Origin of the sequence: Ochrobactrum sp. AN78, assembly GCF_029909885.1 — a bacterium.
Lineage (GTDB): Bacteria > Pseudomonadota > Alphaproteobacteria > Rhizobiales > Rhizobiaceae > Brucella > Brucella quorumnocens.
This window is the reverse complement of the sequence record NZ_JASAMU010000017.1, coordinates 43096-59930: the sequence shown is the minus strand read 5'-3', so window position 1 is coordinate 59930 and position 16835 is coordinate 43096. Positions and strand designations below refer to the sequence as shown.

The following is a 16835-nucleotide window of genomic DNA, read 5'->3' as shown; positions in this document are numbered from 1 at the left end:
GGGAGCGCCGGAGCTCGGCGTCGATCGCTTTTTTTGAGGTGTCAACATGGGTCATTTTTGCATTCCTGCGGCGTAGCTCATGACGGTTTCAGGGGTGAGGTGATCGGTTTCAAGGATTGCTGCGACGCGCTTGTCATGCATCACGACAACCCGATCGCTCATGCCCAGGACTTCGGGCAGTTCGGAAGACACCATCAGGACGGCGGTGCCATTGGCGGCCAGCTCGCGAATGATGCGGTAGATTTCAAACTTGGCACCGACATCGACGCCACGGGTTGGCTCATCCAGGATGAGCACGCGAGGCTGCATCTGCAGCCATTTGGCGAGAACGATTTTCTGCTGGTTGCCACCGCTCAAGGAACCTGCGGCGGTGTCCAGCGATGCGGTCTTGATGGCGAGCCGCATGATCTCTGCCTTGGCCGTTGCACGTTCAGCCGCAGATCGCATCAGGCCCAGCGGACCGGCGAGCTGTCCGAGCGCCACCATATTGATGTTGCGTTCGACACTCTGCGGCAAAACTAGCCCTTCCTCCTTGCGGTTTTCGGTCACAAAGGCGATGCCGTGGGCAATGGCCTGGCTGGGGCTGGTCAATCGGACGGATTGCCCATCAAGGAGGATTTCGCCGGTCGGCTGCACCATGCCGAACAGCGCTTTCATGACGTCTGAGCGGCCTGAGCCGATCAGTCCGAACAGACCAAGCACTTCGCCGGGCCTGACATCAAGGGTGACGGCGTGAAATTTGCCGATAAGGCTCAGATTTTTTGTCGCCAGTATTGGGGCGAGTGTGTCTGCGGGCCTTGCGGCGATACGCGGTGGATAAATATCCTGCATCGGGCGCCCGACCATCAGAGCAATCAGCTTGTCGATCGATGTCTCGTGCTTTTGCGTTGTGGTGACATATTCGCCATCGCGGACCACCGTAATGTCATCTGAGAGCCGCATGATTTCTTCCATGCGGTGCGAGATATAGATCACTGCGGTGCCGCGGGCTTTGAGCCGTTCAATGATTGCAAACAGAATTTCCGCTTCGCTGTCTGACAACGAGGATGTGGGTTCATCCAGGATCACCACATCGGCGGGCTGGCTTAGTCCTTTGGCGATTTCGACAAGCTGGCGCTGGGCAATCGACAGATCGCTGACCCGGGCGCGCGGATCGACGGGCAGTCCGAGCGCATTGATCAATTCGACGGCTTTGGCGTTAAGCGAACGCTTCTGGATAAAGCCCAGTCGGCTGGGTTCATTATTGGCAAAGATATTTTCTGCAACGCTTAAATTGCGTGAGAGGCTCAATTCCTGAAAGACGATCGCAACACCGCGCGCGCGCGCTTCGCGCGGCGTCTTGGGGGCATAAGCCATGCCGTTGAGGACAATCGAGCCCGATGTGGGCTTGAACACACCAGCGAGGATTTTCATCAGGGTGGATTTGCCGGCACCGTTTTCGCCCAAAACCGTATGGACGCGTCCTTTGCGCACGATGAGGTTCATGCGTTTGAGCGCGACGACGGGACCAAAAGATTTGGCGACGTCCGATATTTTTAGCACCACCTCGGCATCGCTGGTGGTTGCGGAATTGGTGGGTGGCATGGTTTGGCTCCAGTTTCCCCGTGCATTGCGTTGCCTGGCGAGCGTTTCTCTCAAGTCGCCGCGGGTCTGTGATGCGGCTGCGGCGGCGGTGCCCATAATGATGGCTGCGCCGCCGCGCGCAGAAGCGAAATGGTGCCTGGGAGGCGGTGGCGCCATTTCACGCGGTGCTACTTGGTTTCGCCGTCCTTGGTGACCACACCCGGAACGATCGGCTGTTTGGCTGCAACCGCTTCACCCTTGATGACCTTAACCGCTGTCTCGACCGCGACCTTGCCCATTTCATCTGGATATTGCGCAATGACCCCCACCATCACCGGATCATTTTTGACGGCGTTACGCGCTTCTTCCATGCCGTCAAAGCCGATCACCTTGACCTGGCTTTCGAGCTTGGCAGCCTTGACGGCTGCGGCTGCGGCGAGCGCTGCATCATCGCCGAAGCCGAAAATGCCGACGATGTCGGGATTGGCCTGAATGATATTCTGCGCAGCAGACATCGCTTCGGAGCGGGTGATGCCCGGCTGGATGGACACGATCTTGATGTCGGGATAAGTGGTGATCGCCTTCTTGAAGCCTTCTACACGGTCAACGACCGACTGCACGGTGGGATATTCGATGACCGCGACATCGCCCTTTTCGCCGATGGCCTTGGCCATCAAGGCGCCGGCTTTTTCCCCACCGGCAAAATTGTCGGTGCCGACAAAGGAAGTCACCTCGACATTGTTCGCCGGCACGTCAACAGTAATGACCTTGATGCCCGCTTTCTGCGCCTTGTTGATGGCGGAGCGGATGCCCTTGCTGTCGACGGGCGAAATAATGATCACATCGACGCCCTTGGTAATGAAATCCTCGACATCCGCCAGCTGCTTGCTCAGATCCTGATTGGCAATGGACACTTCCAGCGCGATGCCGTCGGACTTGGCCTGCTTCTTCATCGCCTCAGCGAGTGAAATATAAAAGGGGTGCTGCTGGGTGAGGAGGGATGCGCCAATGCCTTCGGCGGAGGCGATTCCACTGAGCATCGCCAGGGCAATGCCAGAGAAGAGAATACGAGCGAGCGACTTACGAAACATAATTTCCTCCGACGAGAACCGGCCTGGCCGGCTCCTCCTGATAATTGGGGTCCCATGGCAATCCGTGCGGCGTGGACACCGAACCGGTGGCCAGGGCGTGCGGAAGGCAGGCTCCGTGCGTGGCCCAAGCGAGCCGACTATAGACATGCGGAAGCTTGTTCGGGGAGTCAATATAAAAATTAGCGCGTGTAAAAAAGTGGATGATTTTTACACTGGCTTTGGTCGCGACACCCCGGTGTTTATGGGCGAGAAATGCCGGGACTGCGGGGCGCATTTTACAAACGCAGTTGCTTCTGTGTAAAAAAAATTTTACGCATAGAAAGAAATATGCCGCTGGAGATATGACTCGAGGGGCTCGGGAAGAATGGGCAATGGCTGACCACAAGATCCGAACGATGGAGGAATTCGCGGCGGCCAGTGGGCTTTCGCGGCCAACCGTTTCGAAATATTTCGACAATCCCGAAAGCGTCAAGGCCTCGACCCGCGCCCGCATCGAACAGGCGCTGAAGGACCACAATTATCAGCCCAATATTTTTGCGGTCAGCCTCAATCGGAAAAAGCCGAAGAATATCGGGGTCATCGTCCCGCACATATCCGATCCCTTCTACGCCGAAATCATCCGCCAGATTGAGATGCGCTGCCTTTCCGAAGGCTATTGGACGATTGTGCTGTCATCGCATGGCGACCGCAAGCTGGAAGCGCGGGCAATGCGCACATTGATGTCGCTGAAGATTGCCGGCGTGCTGATGGCGCCGCTGGGATTTGATACCGACACAAAACTCTTGGCCAGTCTGTCCAACGCCATGCCGGTGGTGTTCCTGGACAATCGGATTGGCGAGGATCAGCCCTTTGTCGGCACCGATAATCGCCAGAGCATTGGCAATATCACCGAATATTTGTGCCGGACCGGCGAGCATCCGTGTTTTCTGGAAATGCCTGCTGTCAATCAGAACGCTTTGGACCGGCGGTCTGCCTATGTCGCGACGATGGAACATCTGGGTGTCGAGCCGATCGTCCTGCCGATGGCGGCGCGCAACTGGAATTTCGAGGAACTGGGCTATTGCGAGGCGGGACGGATCCTGGATCGTGGCGGCTTTCCGACACGCACGGTGCTTTGTGCCAATGACCGACTGGCATTTGGTGTCATTGCGGCAGCCTTTGAAAGACGGCGGCATGTCGGCCGTGAGGCCGGTTGCGATTTGCGGGTTGCCGGCCATGATGATCACCCGCTCAGTCGCTTTACCTGTCCGCCCCTGACCACAGTGGCGCAGGATTATCGCATGATCGCCCAATTGGGGCTCGACATGTTGTTTTCGCGCATTCATGCGCAGGAGAGCGGCGCTGCGGTGGAGACCGAGCTGCGCAGGCTCGACAGCCATCTGATCATGCGCGGCTCGGCCTGATCGGGCCTGTTGCGGCCCTATATCCGATGCGGATGCGGGCAATGGACCGTCAAACCGCATCTCTCACCAAAACCCATTTAAGAATTTGCTTATTGAAACGGCAGTTTTGCTGTTAGCATTGTGCGAAAGCGGGCAAGAAAAAGCCTCGCTTGACAAGCCGCATGGGACTGTTCATAAATTTTACACATGTAAGAAATTTGCTATGCATTCGTAAAGGAGGAGACGAAATGCGAACCAAATCTTATCGTGCAGGACTGATTGCATCGGTGGCGATGCTCGCCATTGGATGTGGAGCGGCGAGCGCTGAGGAACTCACCATCGCCACAGTCAACAATGCTGACATGATCATCATGCAGAAGCTGTCGTCGGAATGGGAGAAGGAAACCGGCAACAAGCTCAATTGGGTGGTTCTGGAAGAAAACGTGTTGCGTCAGCGTGTGACCACCGACATTGCCACCAAGAGTGGACAGTTCGATATCATGACCATTGGTGGCTACGAAGCGCCAATCTGGGGCAAGGCAGGGTGGCTGCTTGAGGTGGGCGATCTGGGTGATGATTATGATTATGATGATCTGATCAAGCCGGTGCGCGCGGGTCTCACCGTTGATGACAAGCTTTACGCCGTGCCATTTTATGCTGAAAGCTCGTTTACCCTCTACCGCAAAGATCTGTTTGAAGCGGCTGGTCTGACCATGCCCGAGGCACCAACCTATGCGCAGATCAAGGAATTTGCCACCAAGCTGACCGACAAGTCGAAAGAACAATATGGTCTCTGCCTGCGCGGCAAGCCGGGCTGGGGTGAAAACATGGCCTATCTTGGCACGCTGGTGAACACCTATGGTGGTCGCTGGTTTGACGAGCAGTGGAAGCCGCAGATCAATTCGGATGAATGGAAAAAGGCGATCAATTTTTACGTTGATCTGATGAAGGAAGCAGGCCCTCCCGGGATCACCTCCAACGGTTTTAACGAAAATCAGGCCTTGTTCTCGACCGGACATTGCGCGATGTGGATCGACGCAACCTCTGCTGCTGGCCGCATCTATGACAAGACCCAGAGCCAGGTTGCAGACAAGGTCGCCTTCACCAAGGCGCCCGTTGAAGTGACGCCGAACGGTTCCGCCTGGGCATGGTCATGGAACCTTGCGATCCCGGCATCGAGCGCCAAGGCGGAAGCAGCAAAGTCGTTCCTCAAATGGGCGACCTCGAAGAAATATGTCGAGCTGGTCGGCGAGAAGGAAGGCTGGGTTGCAGTTCCCCCAGGCACCCGTCAATCGACCTATGCCAATGAGAACTATCAAAAGGCGGCACCTTTTGCCGAGACGGTTCTCAAGGCGATCGAGTCTGCTGATCCAACCAAGCCGACGAAGGACCCGGTACCCTATACAGGGATCCAGTTTGTGGCGATCCCGGAATTCCAGGCCATCGGCACGATTGTCGGTCAGGCGATTTCCTCGGCGGTTGCTGGTCAGCAAAGTGTTGATGCAGCGTTGGATGGCGCCCAGCGTCAGGCAGAGCAGATGATGACGCAGGCCGGTTACATCAAGTAGACCGGTCCCACAGCCGGATCCTGCCGCTTGAGTTCAGATCAGGCGGCAGGGCCAGGCGTTGCATGGCTCATGAGCATGGGGACCAGGATTGTGAAGCGGTTCTGCGTCCTAACCTGCGAAAAAAGGCAACCGAAGAGCGGCCTGACGATGCCGTTTAACCGTCACTGCTCTTGGTGGAGTGAGAGCAAGAGCGGGAAGGGAGGGGCATTTCATGCCATCTAGCAATGTCGCCGTTGCCGGCACCAAGTCTCGTTTTGCATCCAGATCGCGCCGGACCATTCGCACCGGCCCTCTGCTTGCACCAGCGGTTATTGTGCTGCTTTTATGGATGATTGTTCCACTGGCAATGACGCTGTGGTTTTCATTCCAGTATTATAATCTGATCAATCCCTTCGTGACAGGCTTTGCCGGTGTCTCGAATTACAGCTTCCTTCTGTCCGACCCCGGCCTGTGGTCAGCGATTGCCAACACCTTGATCCTGCTGGGATCTGTATTGGCGATATCCATCATCATGGGCGTGGTGTTTGCGGTTGTTTTTGACCAGGATTTCTTTGGCAAGAACATTGCGCGGCTGCTGGTGATCGCGCCTTTCTTTGTGATGCCGACGGTCTCGGCCTTGATCTGGAAAAACCTGCTGATGCATCCGGTCAATGGCTTATTCGCCTTCATTTCGCGCAGCCTTGGCCTGCCGGTGGTGGACTGGTTTTCGCAATTCCCGATGGCTTCCATCATCATGATCGTCTCCTGGCAATGGGTGCCTTTTGCGACGCTTATTCTGATGACGGCGATGCAGTCACTGGATCGTGAGCAGATGGAGGCGGCGCGCCTGGATGGCGCGAAAGGTCCAGCGATGTTTTATTACATCATTCTGCCGCATCTTCTGCGTCCGATCTCCGTTGTCATCATGATCGAGACGATTTTCCTTTTATCGATTTTCGCGGAAATTCTTGTCACCACCTCAGGCGGTCCTGGCATTGCCACCACGACGCTGACCTATTTCATCTATCTTAAAGCGCTGTTGCAATGGGATATTGGCGGGGCATCGGCGGCGGGCGTCATTGCCATTGTGCTGGCCAATATTGTCGCCTTCTTCCTCATTCGCACCGTTGCGCGCAATCTGGATAGTTAGGAGGCTGCGATGGCTCAAAAACGTAAATTCAACAAGGCCACGGTCACAGCCGGGATCATCGGCTGGGCGGTTGCGCTGCTGATGTTCTTTCCGATCCTGTGGATGCTGCTGGCGGCATTCAAGACCGAGATTGATGCGGTGGCGCCGCCAAAACTGTTGTTTTCCCCCACACTTGAGAATTTTGCGGCGGTCAACCAGCGGGCTGATTATTTCCGCTATGCGATGAACAGCGTGGTTGAAAGCCTCGGCGCGACCATTCTGTCGCTGATCATCGCGGTGCCAGCGGCTTATGCGGCGGCGTTCTTTCCGGGAAAACGCACCAAGGATCTGCTGCTGTGGATGTTGTCGACCAAGATGCTTCCGGCGGTTGGCGTGCTGGTGCCGATCTATCTTCTCGCCCGCGACAGCGGCATGCTGGATACCCGCACCGGGCTGATCCTCATCTTCACGCTGTCCAATCTGCCGATTGTCGTCTGGATGCTTTATTCCTTCTTCAAGGAGGTACCGCACGAGATATTGGAGGCCAGCCGTATGGATGGCGCCAAGGTCGGACAGCAGATCCGCTATCTGTTGCTGCCGCTCAGTCTGCCGGGCATTGCATCGACAGCGCTGCTCTCGATCATTCTATGCTGGAATGAAGCTTTCTGGAGTCTCAATCTGACGGCGTCTCGGGCCGGGCCCTTGACGGCGTTCATTGCGTCCTTTTCATCGCCTGAAGGTCTTTTCTGGGCAAAACTCTCGGCGGCTTCGACGCTCGCCATCGCGCCAATTCTTGTGTTTGGTTGGATTACGCAGCGCCAGCTGGTGCGCGGTCTCACCTTCGGCGCCGTGAAATAAAGGGAACCCCATGGCTACGCTTTCTTTTCATAATGCGACAAAATCCTATGGCAATGTCGATGTCATTCAGGGCGTTGATCTGAATATTGAAGACCGGGAATTCGTGGTCTTTGTCGGCCCGTCGGGTTCGGGGAAATCAACGCTGCTGCGGATGATTGCCGGCCTGGAGGAAATCACCGGCGGCGATCTTACGATTGACGGCCAGCAGTGCAATGACGTGCCGCCTGACGAACGTGGTCTGGCAATGGTTTTCCAGACCTATGCTTTGTATCCGCATATGAATGTGCGGGATAATATGGGTTTCGCCCTCAAGCTTGCAGGGGTGTCCAAGAGCGAACGTGACGGCAAGGTCGAGGAGGTGGCAAGGACCCTTCAGCTCGACAAGCTTCTTGATCGCAAGCCGCGTCAGCTTTCCGGTGGCCAGCGCCAGCGTGTTGCCATCGGTCGTGCGATGGTGCGGGAACCGAAAATCTTCCTGTTTGATGAGCCATTGTCAAACCTCGATGCTGCGTTGCGCGTTCAGATGCGCATCGAGCTTGCGCGTCTGCATGACCGATTGAACGCGACGATGATCTATGTGACGCATGATCAGGTTGAAGCGATGACGCTGGCCGACAAGATTGTGGTGCTGCGCGACGGTCGGGTTGAACAGATGGGGTCGCCGCTGGAACTTTATCATCATCCGGTCAATCGCTTTGTGGCTGGTTTCATCGGCTCGCCAACGATGAATTTCATCGATGTCACGGTCAGGGCCGCCGACAGCGATGGGGTGAGGGTTGAACTGAGCAACGGCAACAGCATCACGGTTCCCGTCAAAGCCCAAGGGGCGGAGGCTGGCGACACACTGGTTCTGGGCGTTCGCCCAGAGCATCTTCATCCTCAAAGCGATGGCATTCTGGACGGTGAAATCATGGTGGTGGAGCGACTGGGCGGGGAGACCTATCTTTACGTCCAGAATTCTGCGGCCAGGGATCTGATTGTCGCGGAGGCGGGTGGCGGCAGCACGGCGCGCACCCATGAGACCGCCCGGCTGGGCTTTAACCCGGCAGATGCGCATCTGTTTCAATCCGACGGTCTGGCATTGGAGCGTCAGGAGCGGCATCCGCTTTTGCAATCTGAAAAGAAAACGCATCTTTAAAGCGCACTCAGCGCTGAGTTTATAACGCGCATCCAGTCCGACGGCCTGTTGGCATGTTCGGGATGTGCTTGGACTGCACGCAATAACTGTCCCGGAGAATTCCCATGAGACTGAAAGATAAGGTTGCCCTCATCACCGGCGCTGCACGCGGTATTGGTCTTGGCTTTGCTGAAGCCTATGCGCGTGAGGGGGCCAAGGTGATCATCGCCGACATCAATATCGAACGCGCGGAGGAAGCGGCGCGTGGCTTGGGTGGCGCGGTGACAGCGGTGAAGCTTGATGTGACCAATCTTGCAGATATTGAACAGGTGGTGGCCGCCGTCGACAAGGATTTTGGCGGCATCGATATTCTGGTTAACAACGCAGCGATCTTTGATATGGCACCAATCAACGCCATTACCGAAGAGAGCTATGAGCGTGTTCTTGGGATCAATTTGAAGGGACCGCTGTTCATGATGAAAGCGGTATCGAATGTGATGATTGAACGTGGTCGTGGTGGCAAGATCATCAACATGGCGAGCCAGGCCGGTCGCCGCGGAGAGGGACTGGTGACGCTTTATTGTCTGTCCAAAGCAGCGATCATCTCCGCCACGCAATCCGCAGCTCTCGCCCTGGTTAAGCACAATATCCAGGTCAATGCGATTGCACCGGGGGTGGTGGATGGCGAGCATTGGGATGTGGTCGATGCGAATTTTGCAAAATGGGAGGGCTTAAAGCCGGGCGAAAAGAAGGCGTCCGTTGCCAAGTCCGTCCCGATCGGGCGCTTTGCAAGCCCTGACGACATTACCGGCATGGCGATTTTCCTGGCTTCGTCGGAAAGTGATTATATCCTCGCCCAGACCTTTGGTGTCGATGGCGGAAACTGGATGGCTTGAGCCATTTTTAGGTGCACAGATGAAAGCCATATATTTTACCGGGCATGGTATCGCGGCGCTTGCCCAACGCCCTGACCCTGAGCTTAAACCCGGCCATGCCTTGATTGAGGTCAAGGCTTCCGGGCTCTGTCACACCGATATTGACGTGTTGCATGGTCGGTACGGATCGAGTGCATTTCCGCTTATTCCGGGTCATGAATATGCCGGTGTGGTGATCGCGGTTGCGGATGACGTACGCCATGTGAAGGCTGGCGACCGGGTGGCCGTCGATCCCAATATTCCCTGCGGCCATTGTCGCGCTTGCCGGAAGGGGCTGACCAATCTTTGTGCTGAGTTGAAAGCCTATGGCGTCACCCATGATGGTGGTTTCGCCGATAAAAGCCTGGTGGATGCGCAGCATCTCCACCCAATCGGCGATTTGCCGTTCGATGTGGCGGCACTTGCCGAACCGCTGGCCTGTGTTCTCAATGGGCTTGGCGCGGCGGGGCTGAAAACGGGTCCGCAAGGCTGTGAAACGGCTCTGGTGTTTGGAGCAGGGCCGATCGGCCTGTTGCTTGCTTTGTCACTCAAAGCGCAAGGCGTTGAAAAAGTCGCTGTTGCCGATATCAACGAACATCGGCTGGCTTTAAGCGAAAGTCTTGGCCTGGAAGCGGTTGTCTCGGGATCTGGGGAGATTGATGCGCGCAGACAGAGTTTTGATTTTGTGGCTGATGCGACCGGCATTGCCAACGTCGCGGAAGGCATGGTCAGCTTTGCGGCAGAGGGTGGGACGGTGCTGGTGTTCGGGGTTTGCGCACCCGATGCACGCATTGCGGTCGCGCCATTTGAAATCTTCCGGCGCCAGATCCGGATTGCCGGTTCGCATTCGCTCAATCGCAATATTCCGCAGGCGCTTGAGATTCTGCAAAAGGATAAGGGCGAAATGGCGCGACTTGTCTCACATCGCCTTCCGATAGAGGAAATGCTGCCTTTCTTCACAAAACAGGCTGGTGATCCTGCGACGATGAAGGTCCAGTTTTATTCGGATGGAAAGCACTGATTTATAGGATTGCTATCAGAAGAAGGGTGCGGCGTAACTGCACCCTTCTTGGTGTTCAGTGCCGTAAAGGTTGTCCTCATACAGATTGATAACCGAGAGCGCGCTCTGTAACCGATCCCAGCCGGCAGCCTCGGCCTCATCAAACAGTTTCTGCAATGCTGGTTTAAGCGCAAGGTCGCTTTCGCACTGGCACTTGCTTTCACCCACTGCGGTTGTCGGTGCATTGATCTGGCGCAACATTAAAGATTTCCTCGCATAGATCGATTGCCATGTTGACCAGTTCCTTGCGTTGATCACAACGCGCCGCAAAAGGGGATTTGGGACGAGCTTCAGTTTTCAGGAACACGCTTTTCATTGCAAAACGGATCGGGTGCGCCAAGGTTTTCCTGTGCCACTTGTTTCTTCCTATTCAAACATTACAGGGTTTATACAAAGTCTATATGAAATTCGGCTCACATCATCCATCGGGCAAATGACGTATTTCCGTCGTCGTCTGAAAGGAAAGGGCCAGATACGAGACCTGACCCTGAGAAGGTGATGATTAGCGTTGTGCGACAGGTCGAACCAACGGTGTGACACGTCTGATGGTCACACGTCTGTTTTCCTGTTCGGCTGTCTGGGTGCGGATTTTCAGGAAACGCTCGCCATAACCCTGGGTGACCAGATTTTCTGCCGGAATATCGTAAACCTCGGTCAACAGGTTTGCGACCGATTCCGCGCGCTGATCAGACAGGACGAGATTGGAGCGATCAGAGCCGACGGCATCGGTATGGCCTTCAATGAAAAAGGTTTCGCCAGGATCTTTTGCCAGCACTTTTTGCATGGCATTGGCGACTTTTCGCAATGTCTTAGCCTGTGACAAGGAAACTTCGGCACTTCCGGTTGCGAAATGTATCGTATCGAGATCAATACGGCGCACCTTATCCCGCAGACGTGCGGAGTGACGCACCTCATCGATGGTATAAACCCGTTCAACACGCTCTACAGGCGGCATCGCTAAAAAGTCATAAAAGTCGCGTTCCGGATCTTGCGCCACATCGATAATGTAGTCGTTGACCGGAATTGTCAGCCGCATCGGAGGCAGATCATAGCCGACGTCGAAGATTGCCGCACGCGGGCTATCGTCATATTCAGGAGCATAAATCATTAAATATTCATTGCCATCGCGATCAATGCGCGAGCGCTGCAGGATATCGCCATAGCGGTCATAGACAGTAACGATTTCATGGCCGCCGGGGCGCACGATCGTTTCCCGTAAGCGCCCGCGTGGAAGCTCATCATAATAGGTGTTTTCGGCGTTGCGGCGCAGGCGAGGGCGGTCATCGCCACGCACAAAGATGCGATCACCAGCATCCAGAATGACCCGGTTATCGATCTGCTCAATGACCTTCACATTCGTCACGTTGTCGTTGACAGTCGTGTTGTTGACTGTGGTGTTGTTGACGACAGTGTTGTTAATGACCGTGTTGTTGACGATGTTTGTCGTCTCAGGAACCATGAAAGCCGGCGCGTCTTTCACACGTGTGCCTTCCTCTTTGAGGTTTGCCTCAATTTTTTGCGGGAGGGCGGCCTTCAGATTCTCTGGAATTTCGACCTGAGCCGCAGCGTCGTCAACTGGGGGAGGCAGTTTCTGCTCCTCTGTCGCACGCTGTTGCTCTCGCGATTTGCGGCGCTCTTCCCTTGATTGTTGACCGCCGAAATTGTCAGCATCCTTGTCGCTATCGAGAATAGCAGCGCCGTTTTCGACCGGCAGCACCACAGTCTCGTCGGTGCTGTCGGGATCACGGGCAATCTGCTCCTTGAGCTCGGGTGTGCGTTCGTCGATGATGTCAGCCGGCGGGTTCTGTGCGGCATTTTCAGGCTGTAACACTTGCGGCGTCCCACCGGCTGGTTGCGATTGGGGCTTTTCCCCGCTATCGGGTTCAGGGCTAGCCGAACTTCCGCTATCCGCGGGCGCCTGAGGATTGTCGGGAAGCGCGGGACTGTCGGTTTGCTGCGGCGGCGAGCCAGGCTGTTCGGCATCCGGCGCGGGCGCCTGCTCCTGCGGTGCGGGTTGCGGCTGCGGCGTTGCGGGTGGCTGCGGATCGGCTTGGGGCGCCTGCTCCTGCGGTGTCGACTGCGGTTGCGCGTTGTCCTGCGCTGATGCGGCTTCCGCCGCTTCGCGTGCCTTTCTTTTGGCTTCGTCCTCTATCGTCTTTTGTTGCTCAACGCTCGGCTGTTGTTCTGCCGCTTCACGTCGGGCTTTCTCCTGGGCCTGCTTTTGCTCTTCAGCTTGACGCTGAGCTTGCTCATCAGCGGCTTTTTGTTGCTGCTCGGCTTCACGCTTTGCCTGTTCTTCGGCCGCCTTTTGTTGCTCGGCGGCCTGACGCGCGGCATCCTCAGCCTGTTGGCGACGTGCTTCCTCTTCAATGGCATTTTGTTCGTCAGCGGCGCGCTGCTGTTCCGCCGCCTCGCGCTGCGCCTGTTCGGCGGCGCGCTGCTGTTCCTGTGCCTGTTTGTCCGCTTCCTGTTGCGCCGCACGCTGCTGTTCTTCAGCGTTGCGTCGGGTTTCTTCTTCCGCCGCGCGTTGCTGCTCTGCGGCCTGCCTTTGCGCCTCTTCGGCGGCGCGCTGCATTTCTTCGGCCTGTTGCTGCCTTAGCAATTCCGCGTCGGAGTCTTGTTCACCGCTGTCCTGCGCAAGCAGGATGGCTGGCTCGCCGAGCGGTTGTGCGTGGACCGGCTGCATCATCACGGATGCAGAGAGTGCCGGCAGAACAACGGTTGCGAGAAGCTTGCAACGAATTTTCATAATCCCTCTCCTTAAGGACGGCAGACATAGCTTTGGCCAACAGACGCGTGGCAGATATGGGACCGGTTGCGCTGTTGCTTTTTATTGCTTGAGCGCAGAATCCGGCGAGATCACGACTTCGTTAGCGAAAAGACGATGAATGGGAGCTGAATAAGCGTGAAAAAGCCGCGTTCACCAAGGTCACAGCGGGCCACAGGGCGTGAATGCTTAAAATTTAACAGCAAATCTATTCTGCTTTACGCGTTTGTTTGCAGCCCATATGAATGTGGGGGTGTGTTTGCAGTGCAGGATGGAGCGCAAGAGAACACAGGGTTGCGTTGCGGCAAGAACTGTTACGGTATGCGAGGCAAGGGCAAGGGGACAGGGTGGACGCAAAATCTGTTTATTTAACTGTCACGATGATCATCCTTGCCAATGGCGGGATGCTCCTGGCGATCAACCGCGATTTTCCCGTCTCGCTGCGACCGGCTGCTATGAACTGGATGTGGGCGACACTTGTCGTTGCAGCGGGCTGCGTGACGTTTGCCGTTGGCGGGTTGCTGCCGCGTAGCCTGTCAGTGCTGGTGGCCAACAGCTGTCTTTTTGCCGGGCTCTGCCTGTATTACCGGGCGATCAGGACTTTCCAGAATCTCGGCGGCAATCTGTTTCCATGGCTGGTTTTTGGCCTTGGCATGGTGGTTTTCCTGTATTTTCTGGTGATTTTTCCCGACACGCTGGCGCGGATCGTGGTGGTTTCGATTGTCTGGATATGGTTGATGGCTGCCAGTATCCGGCTGCTTGCCGACAAGCGCCACCGGGATGGATCGCGCAGCCGCATCATGCTGATCTCGCTTTACTGCGCTGCGTTGATTTTAACAGCGCTCAGGGCGCTGTTCTATATAGCCACCAAGGCCGGTGCGCAGCTTGACATTGCTGACAACAGCAACTGGATGAACACCATCACCCCAGTATTTCTGGCCATTCTGCCGATTATTGGCACCACGGCCTTTATTCTGATGTGTACCGATCAGGTTCGTCGCCGCTGGGAACGGGTGGCATCAAAGGATTATCTTACCGGACTGCCCAATCGCCGGACATTGAATGATGTGGGGACGGAACGATTTGAGCGGGTCAGGCACTTGCAGGTGGCGCATGCCGTGGCTGTTCTTGATATTGATGACTTCAAGCGCATCAATGATAATCATGGCCATGAGGTCGGCGATCAGGTCCTCAAGCGTGTCGCGGCCTGCTTGCAGGCGAGCATGCAGGCAGATGATTTTGTCGCCCGTTCGGGGGGTGAGGAATTTGTCATCATATTTGGTGAACGCAACAGCGAACTGCCGCTGATCGCGACAGAAGCCATCCGCCGGACGATAGCGGAGGCTCCATTCATCGTGGGGGAGGACGCCTTGCATGTGACGGTATCCATCGGTGTTGCCCAAAAGAAGGCAACATCATCAAGCTTCGAAAGCCTTCTGCGCAAGGCTGATCGCGCGCTTTATCTCGCCAAGTCGAATGGCAAGAACCGGGTGGAGACGGCCGCGCAGCCCGACGCTACGTCAGGATCTGTGTGACGGAGCGGGTTGCCGAAATCATCATCGGCACAAATTGCCGGACGAGCGTGTCTTCATTGTAGCGCAGATTTGAGGCAGCAAGGACGGCTGCGGCGGTCGTGTATCCGTCCGGCAGATAGATAGGAGCCGCCAGCGCAATGTCGTTGGTATAGACTTGCTCCTCAGCGATGGCAAAACCACGCTGTCTTGTCTCGGAGATACGGCGCCAGATCTTTTCGGGATCAAAGACGGTTCTGGGCGTATAGGCACGCAGATCACTGCGCGCCAGAATATCGTGAATTCTGGCATCTTCGAGCCCGGCGAGAAAGACCAGGCCGGCTGCCGAACAATAGGCGGGAAGCCTGCTGCCGACAATCACATCATTGTCGAGCGTATTGGCTGACAGATAGCGGGCGAGATAGATAATATCGGTATCGTCAAGCAGGGTCAGCGAAATGGTTTCGCCCGTGCTCCGGTTGAGGTGAAGCAGATAGGGATGGGCCCTTTGCACCAGCAAGCTTGAACGCGTGTAGCGATAAGCCATGTTGAGTGATTTGGCTGCAAGCTCATAGGTCTTGCTGCCCGGGACCTTTTGCAAATAGCCAAGGGCAAGCAAAGTATGGGCGAAGCGTTGCGCGGCGGAGCGATCAATACCTGCTCTTTGCGCCAGTTGCGTCAGCGTCTGACGCGGATGCAGGGGGTCGAACGCTTCCAGAACGCGGAAGGCCTTTTCGACCGCCCGGACCATCATCGGGTCATCATGCTCGTCTTCGTTCAGTCCCATTCATGCCTGTCCTCTGGCTGTGGTGGCATTGCCGATGCCATTCACACGTCAATCTTTTACTCTGTGTTCTTGAAGAGCGAAGCGACTTTTTTGACGTCTCCACAATCAAAAGCTGCAGGATGCGGCGACCAGGAAGATGCCGCCCGGCGGCACCTTCCATGGTGATGTCAGAAACGGATGCTCTGAAGCGTCGTGATATCCATGCCCGCATCTTTAAAACCTTGAAGAAGCAGCGGTACAATGGTTTGTTTGCTGCGGTTCTCGTCGGCCCAGGTCTGCAGGAATTGCTGAACGCGCCCGTCCTCGTCCTTGCGGGTGGCGGCGGAGACCGGGATGCCGTGAACGGGTTCTGGCAATGTGTAGCTTGAGAACGCGCCGCGCGCGCTTTCGAAGGTTTTCATGCAGATCGGAAGTTCCTGCAGCATATAATCAGCTCGACCCGACTGCACGGCCATGATGGCCTCACTCATTTCCTTCAGGCTCATGATCTTGGCCTCAGGCATGTCTTTCTTGATGAAAGCGGTCTGTGCGGCGCCGGTCACCATCGCAAAGGTGACATTGGGAGAATTATACTCGGCCCATGTCTTCATTGGCTCCTTGCCCTTGGCGCCGATCACACAGTCGGACATCTGCCAGACCGGGCCAGCCATCGCCAGCGCCTTCTTGCGCTCTTCGGTTGCGGTCATGCCGGGGAAGATGTCGAGACGACCCGACTGCAGGTCTAGCACAATGCTTTGCCAGGTCACTTCACGCCATTTCAGCTTGAGATCCTTGCCCATTGCCTTGCCAAGATCGGCCGCCATCTGGCGACAGACGCGGGGACCATAGCCAGCATATTCGAGTTCGCCGCCGACATGGAAGGAGGTCGGCGGATAATTCCTCACGCCGCCACACACCACTTCGCCGGTCCGCTCGATCTTGTCCCATACGGATTCAGCCATCGCCGGCGCCGCGATTGTGATGCCGACGCAGCCCAAAAGCGCCGCCGTGATTGTTTTCATCATTGTGTTCATTCCCTTCAACTGCCCTTCTGTGTGGGGGCTTGATATGACCGGATGCACCTTGTGACCATTGTGTGTGTTGCGACAAGAGAAAAATCATTTCCAAGC

The 16835-nt window shown here is 56.2% G+C and carries 14 protein-coding genes; 8 read left to right on the top strand and 6 right to left on the bottom strand.

Annotation, left to right across the window (positions count from 1 at the left end):
• Positions 1–51: 51 nt before the first annotated feature.
• The gene (locus tag QBD00_RS21990; protein ID WP_318580540.1) at positions 52–1584 is read right to left on the bottom strand and encodes a sugar ABC transporter ATP-binding protein; all 1533 of its coding nucleotides are present in this window, start codon (positions 1582–1584) and stop codon (positions 52–54) included.
• A 167-nt stretch (positions 1585–1751) separates the two neighbouring features.
• The gene (locus QBD00_RS21985; RefSeq protein ID WP_151095233.1) at positions 1752–2654 is read right to left on the bottom strand and encodes a substrate-binding domain-containing protein; all 903 of its coding nucleotides are present in this window, start codon (positions 2652–2654) and stop codon (positions 1752–1754) included.
• A gap of 371 nt (positions 2655–3025) precedes the next feature.
• On the opposite strand from QBD00_RS21985, the gene QBD00_RS21980 reads away from it, so the two are divergent.
• The 7 genes from QBD00_RS21980 (at position 3026) to QBD00_RS21950 (ending at position 10622) form a co-directional block, all read left to right on the top strand.
• Positions 3026–4057: a LacI family DNA-binding transcriptional regulator gene (locus QBD00_RS21980; RefSeq protein ID WP_151095235.1), complete on the top strand. Its 1032-nt coding sequence runs from the start codon at positions 3026–3028 to the stop codon at positions 4055–4057.
• Between the two features lie 227 nt (positions 4058–4284).
• Entirely contained in the window at positions 4285–5604 is a 1320-nt protein-coding gene (locus QBD00_RS21975; protein WP_191793915.1) for an ABC transporter substrate-binding protein, read from the top strand.
• Between the two features lie 211 nt (positions 5605–5815).
• Positions 5816–6733, top strand: a complete 918-nt coding sequence (locus QBD00_RS21970; protein ID WP_151095237.1) for a carbohydrate ABC transporter permease — start codon at positions 5816–5818, stop codon at positions 6731–6733.
• A gap of 9 nt (positions 6734–6742) precedes the next feature.
• Positions 6743–7570 carry a carbohydrate ABC transporter permease gene (locus QBD00_RS21965; protein ID WP_151095239.1) on the top strand — a complete coding sequence of 276 codons (828 nt, stop codon included), beginning with the start codon at positions 6743–6745 and terminating at the stop codon, positions 7568–7570.
• A 10-nt stretch (positions 7571–7580) separates the two neighbouring features.
• Positions 7581–8708, top strand: coding sequence for an ABC transporter ATP-binding protein (locus tag QBD00_RS21960; RefSeq protein ID WP_151095241.1), 1128 nt, complete (start codon positions 7581–7583; stop codon positions 8706–8708).
• 104 nt (positions 8709–8812) lie between these two features.
• Complete coding sequence (locus QBD00_RS21955) at positions 8813–9583, top strand: L-iditol 2-dehydrogenase (RefSeq protein ID WP_151095243.1); 771 nt, start codon at positions 8813–8815, stop codon at positions 9581–9583.
• Positions 9584–9602: 19 nt separating this feature from the next.
• Positions 9603–10622 (top strand): zinc-dependent alcohol dehydrogenase family protein, encoded by a 1020-nt coding sequence (locus QBD00_RS21950; protein WP_151095245.1) that lies wholly within the window; start codon positions 9603–9605, stop codon positions 10620–10622.
• A 15-nt stretch (positions 10623–10637) separates the two neighbouring features.
• Here the strand turns inward: QBD00_RS21950 and QBD00_RS21945 are convergent, their stop codons facing one another.
• Together QBD00_RS21945 and QBD00_RS21940 are read right to left on the bottom strand one after the other, a co-directional pair.
• The gene (locus QBD00_RS21945; protein ID WP_151095247.1) at positions 10638–10862 is read right to left on the bottom strand and encodes a hypothetical protein; all 225 of its coding nucleotides are present in this window, start codon (positions 10860–10862) and stop codon (positions 10638–10640) included.
• A 301-nt stretch (positions 10863–11163) separates the two neighbouring features.
• Complete coding sequence (locus QBD00_RS21940; protein ID WP_151095249.1) at positions 11164–13410, bottom strand: OmpA family protein; 2247 nt, start codon at positions 13408–13410, stop codon at positions 11164–11166.
• Between the two features lie 365 nt (positions 13411–13775).
• Here QBD00_RS21940 and QBD00_RS21935 point away from each other — a divergent pair, with 365 nt between their 5' ends.
• Positions 13776–14963: a GGDEF domain-containing protein gene (locus QBD00_RS21935; protein ID WP_318580539.1), complete on the top strand. Its 1188-nt coding sequence runs from the start codon at positions 13776–13778 to the stop codon at positions 14961–14963.
• Here QBD00_RS21935 and QBD00_RS21930 read toward each other — a convergent pair.
• Together QBD00_RS21930 and QBD00_RS21925 are read right to left on the bottom strand one after the other, a co-directional pair.
• Positions 14944–15726, bottom strand: a complete 783-nt coding sequence (locus QBD00_RS21930) for an IclR family transcriptional regulator (RefSeq protein WP_151095253.1) — start codon at positions 15724–15726, stop codon at positions 14944–14946. The two genes, QBD00_RS21935 and QBD00_RS21930, sit on opposite strands and share 20 nt — an antisense overlap.
• Positions 15727–15893: 167 nt before the next feature.
• Positions 15894–16730: a transporter substrate-binding domain-containing protein gene (locus QBD00_RS21925; protein WP_191793918.1), complete on the bottom strand. Its 837-nt coding sequence runs from the start codon at positions 16728–16730 to the stop codon at positions 15894–15896.
• Positions 16731–16835 lie beyond the last annotated feature (105 nt).

Coding starts and splice junctions, on each gene's coding strand:
- QBD00_RS21950 (WP_151095245.1), top strand. CDS start 9,603: ATGAAAGCCATATATTTTACCGGGCATGGTATCGCGGCGCTTGCCCAA.
- QBD00_RS21940 (WP_151095249.1), bottom strand. CDS start 13,410: ATGAAAATTCGTTGCAAGCTTCTCGCAACCGTTGTTCTGCCGGCACTC.
- QBD00_RS21945 (WP_151095247.1), bottom strand. CDS start 10,862: ATGTTGCGCCAGATCAATGCACCGACAACCGCAGTGGGTGAAAGCAAG.
- QBD00_RS21990 (WP_318580540.1), bottom strand. CDS start 1,584: ATGCCACCCACCAATTCCGCAACCACCAGCGATGCCGAGGTGGTGCTA.
- QBD00_RS21975 (WP_191793915.1), top strand. CDS start 4,285: ATGCGAACCAAATCTTATCGTGCAGGACTGATTGCATCGGTGGCGATG.
- QBD00_RS21925 (WP_191793918.1), bottom strand. CDS start 16,730: ATGATGAAAACAATCACGGCGGCGCTTTTGGGCTGCGTCGGCATCACA.
- QBD00_RS21960 (WP_151095241.1), top strand. CDS start 7,581: ATGGCTACGCTTTCTTTTCATAATGCGACAAAATCCTATGGCAATGTC.
- QBD00_RS21955 (WP_151095243.1), top strand. CDS start 8,813: ATGAGACTGAAAGATAAGGTTGCCCTCATCACCGGCGCTGCACGCGGT.
- QBD00_RS21985 (WP_151095233.1), bottom strand. CDS start 2,654: ATGTTTCGTAAGTCGCTCGCTCGTATTCTCTTCTCTGGCATTGCCCTG.
- QBD00_RS21970 (WP_151095237.1), top strand. CDS start 5,816: ATGCCATCTAGCAATGTCGCCGTTGCCGGCACCAAGTCTCGTTTTGCA.
- QBD00_RS21980 (WP_151095235.1), top strand. CDS start 3,026: ATGGCTGACCACAAGATCCGAACGATGGAGGAATTCGCGGCGGCCAGT.
- QBD00_RS21930 (WP_151095253.1), bottom strand. CDS start 15,726: ATGGGACTGAACGAAGACGAGCATGATGACCCGATGATGGTCCGGGCG.
- QBD00_RS21965 (WP_151095239.1), top strand. CDS start 6,743: ATGGCTCAAAAACGTAAATTCAACAAGGCCACGGTCACAGCCGGGATC.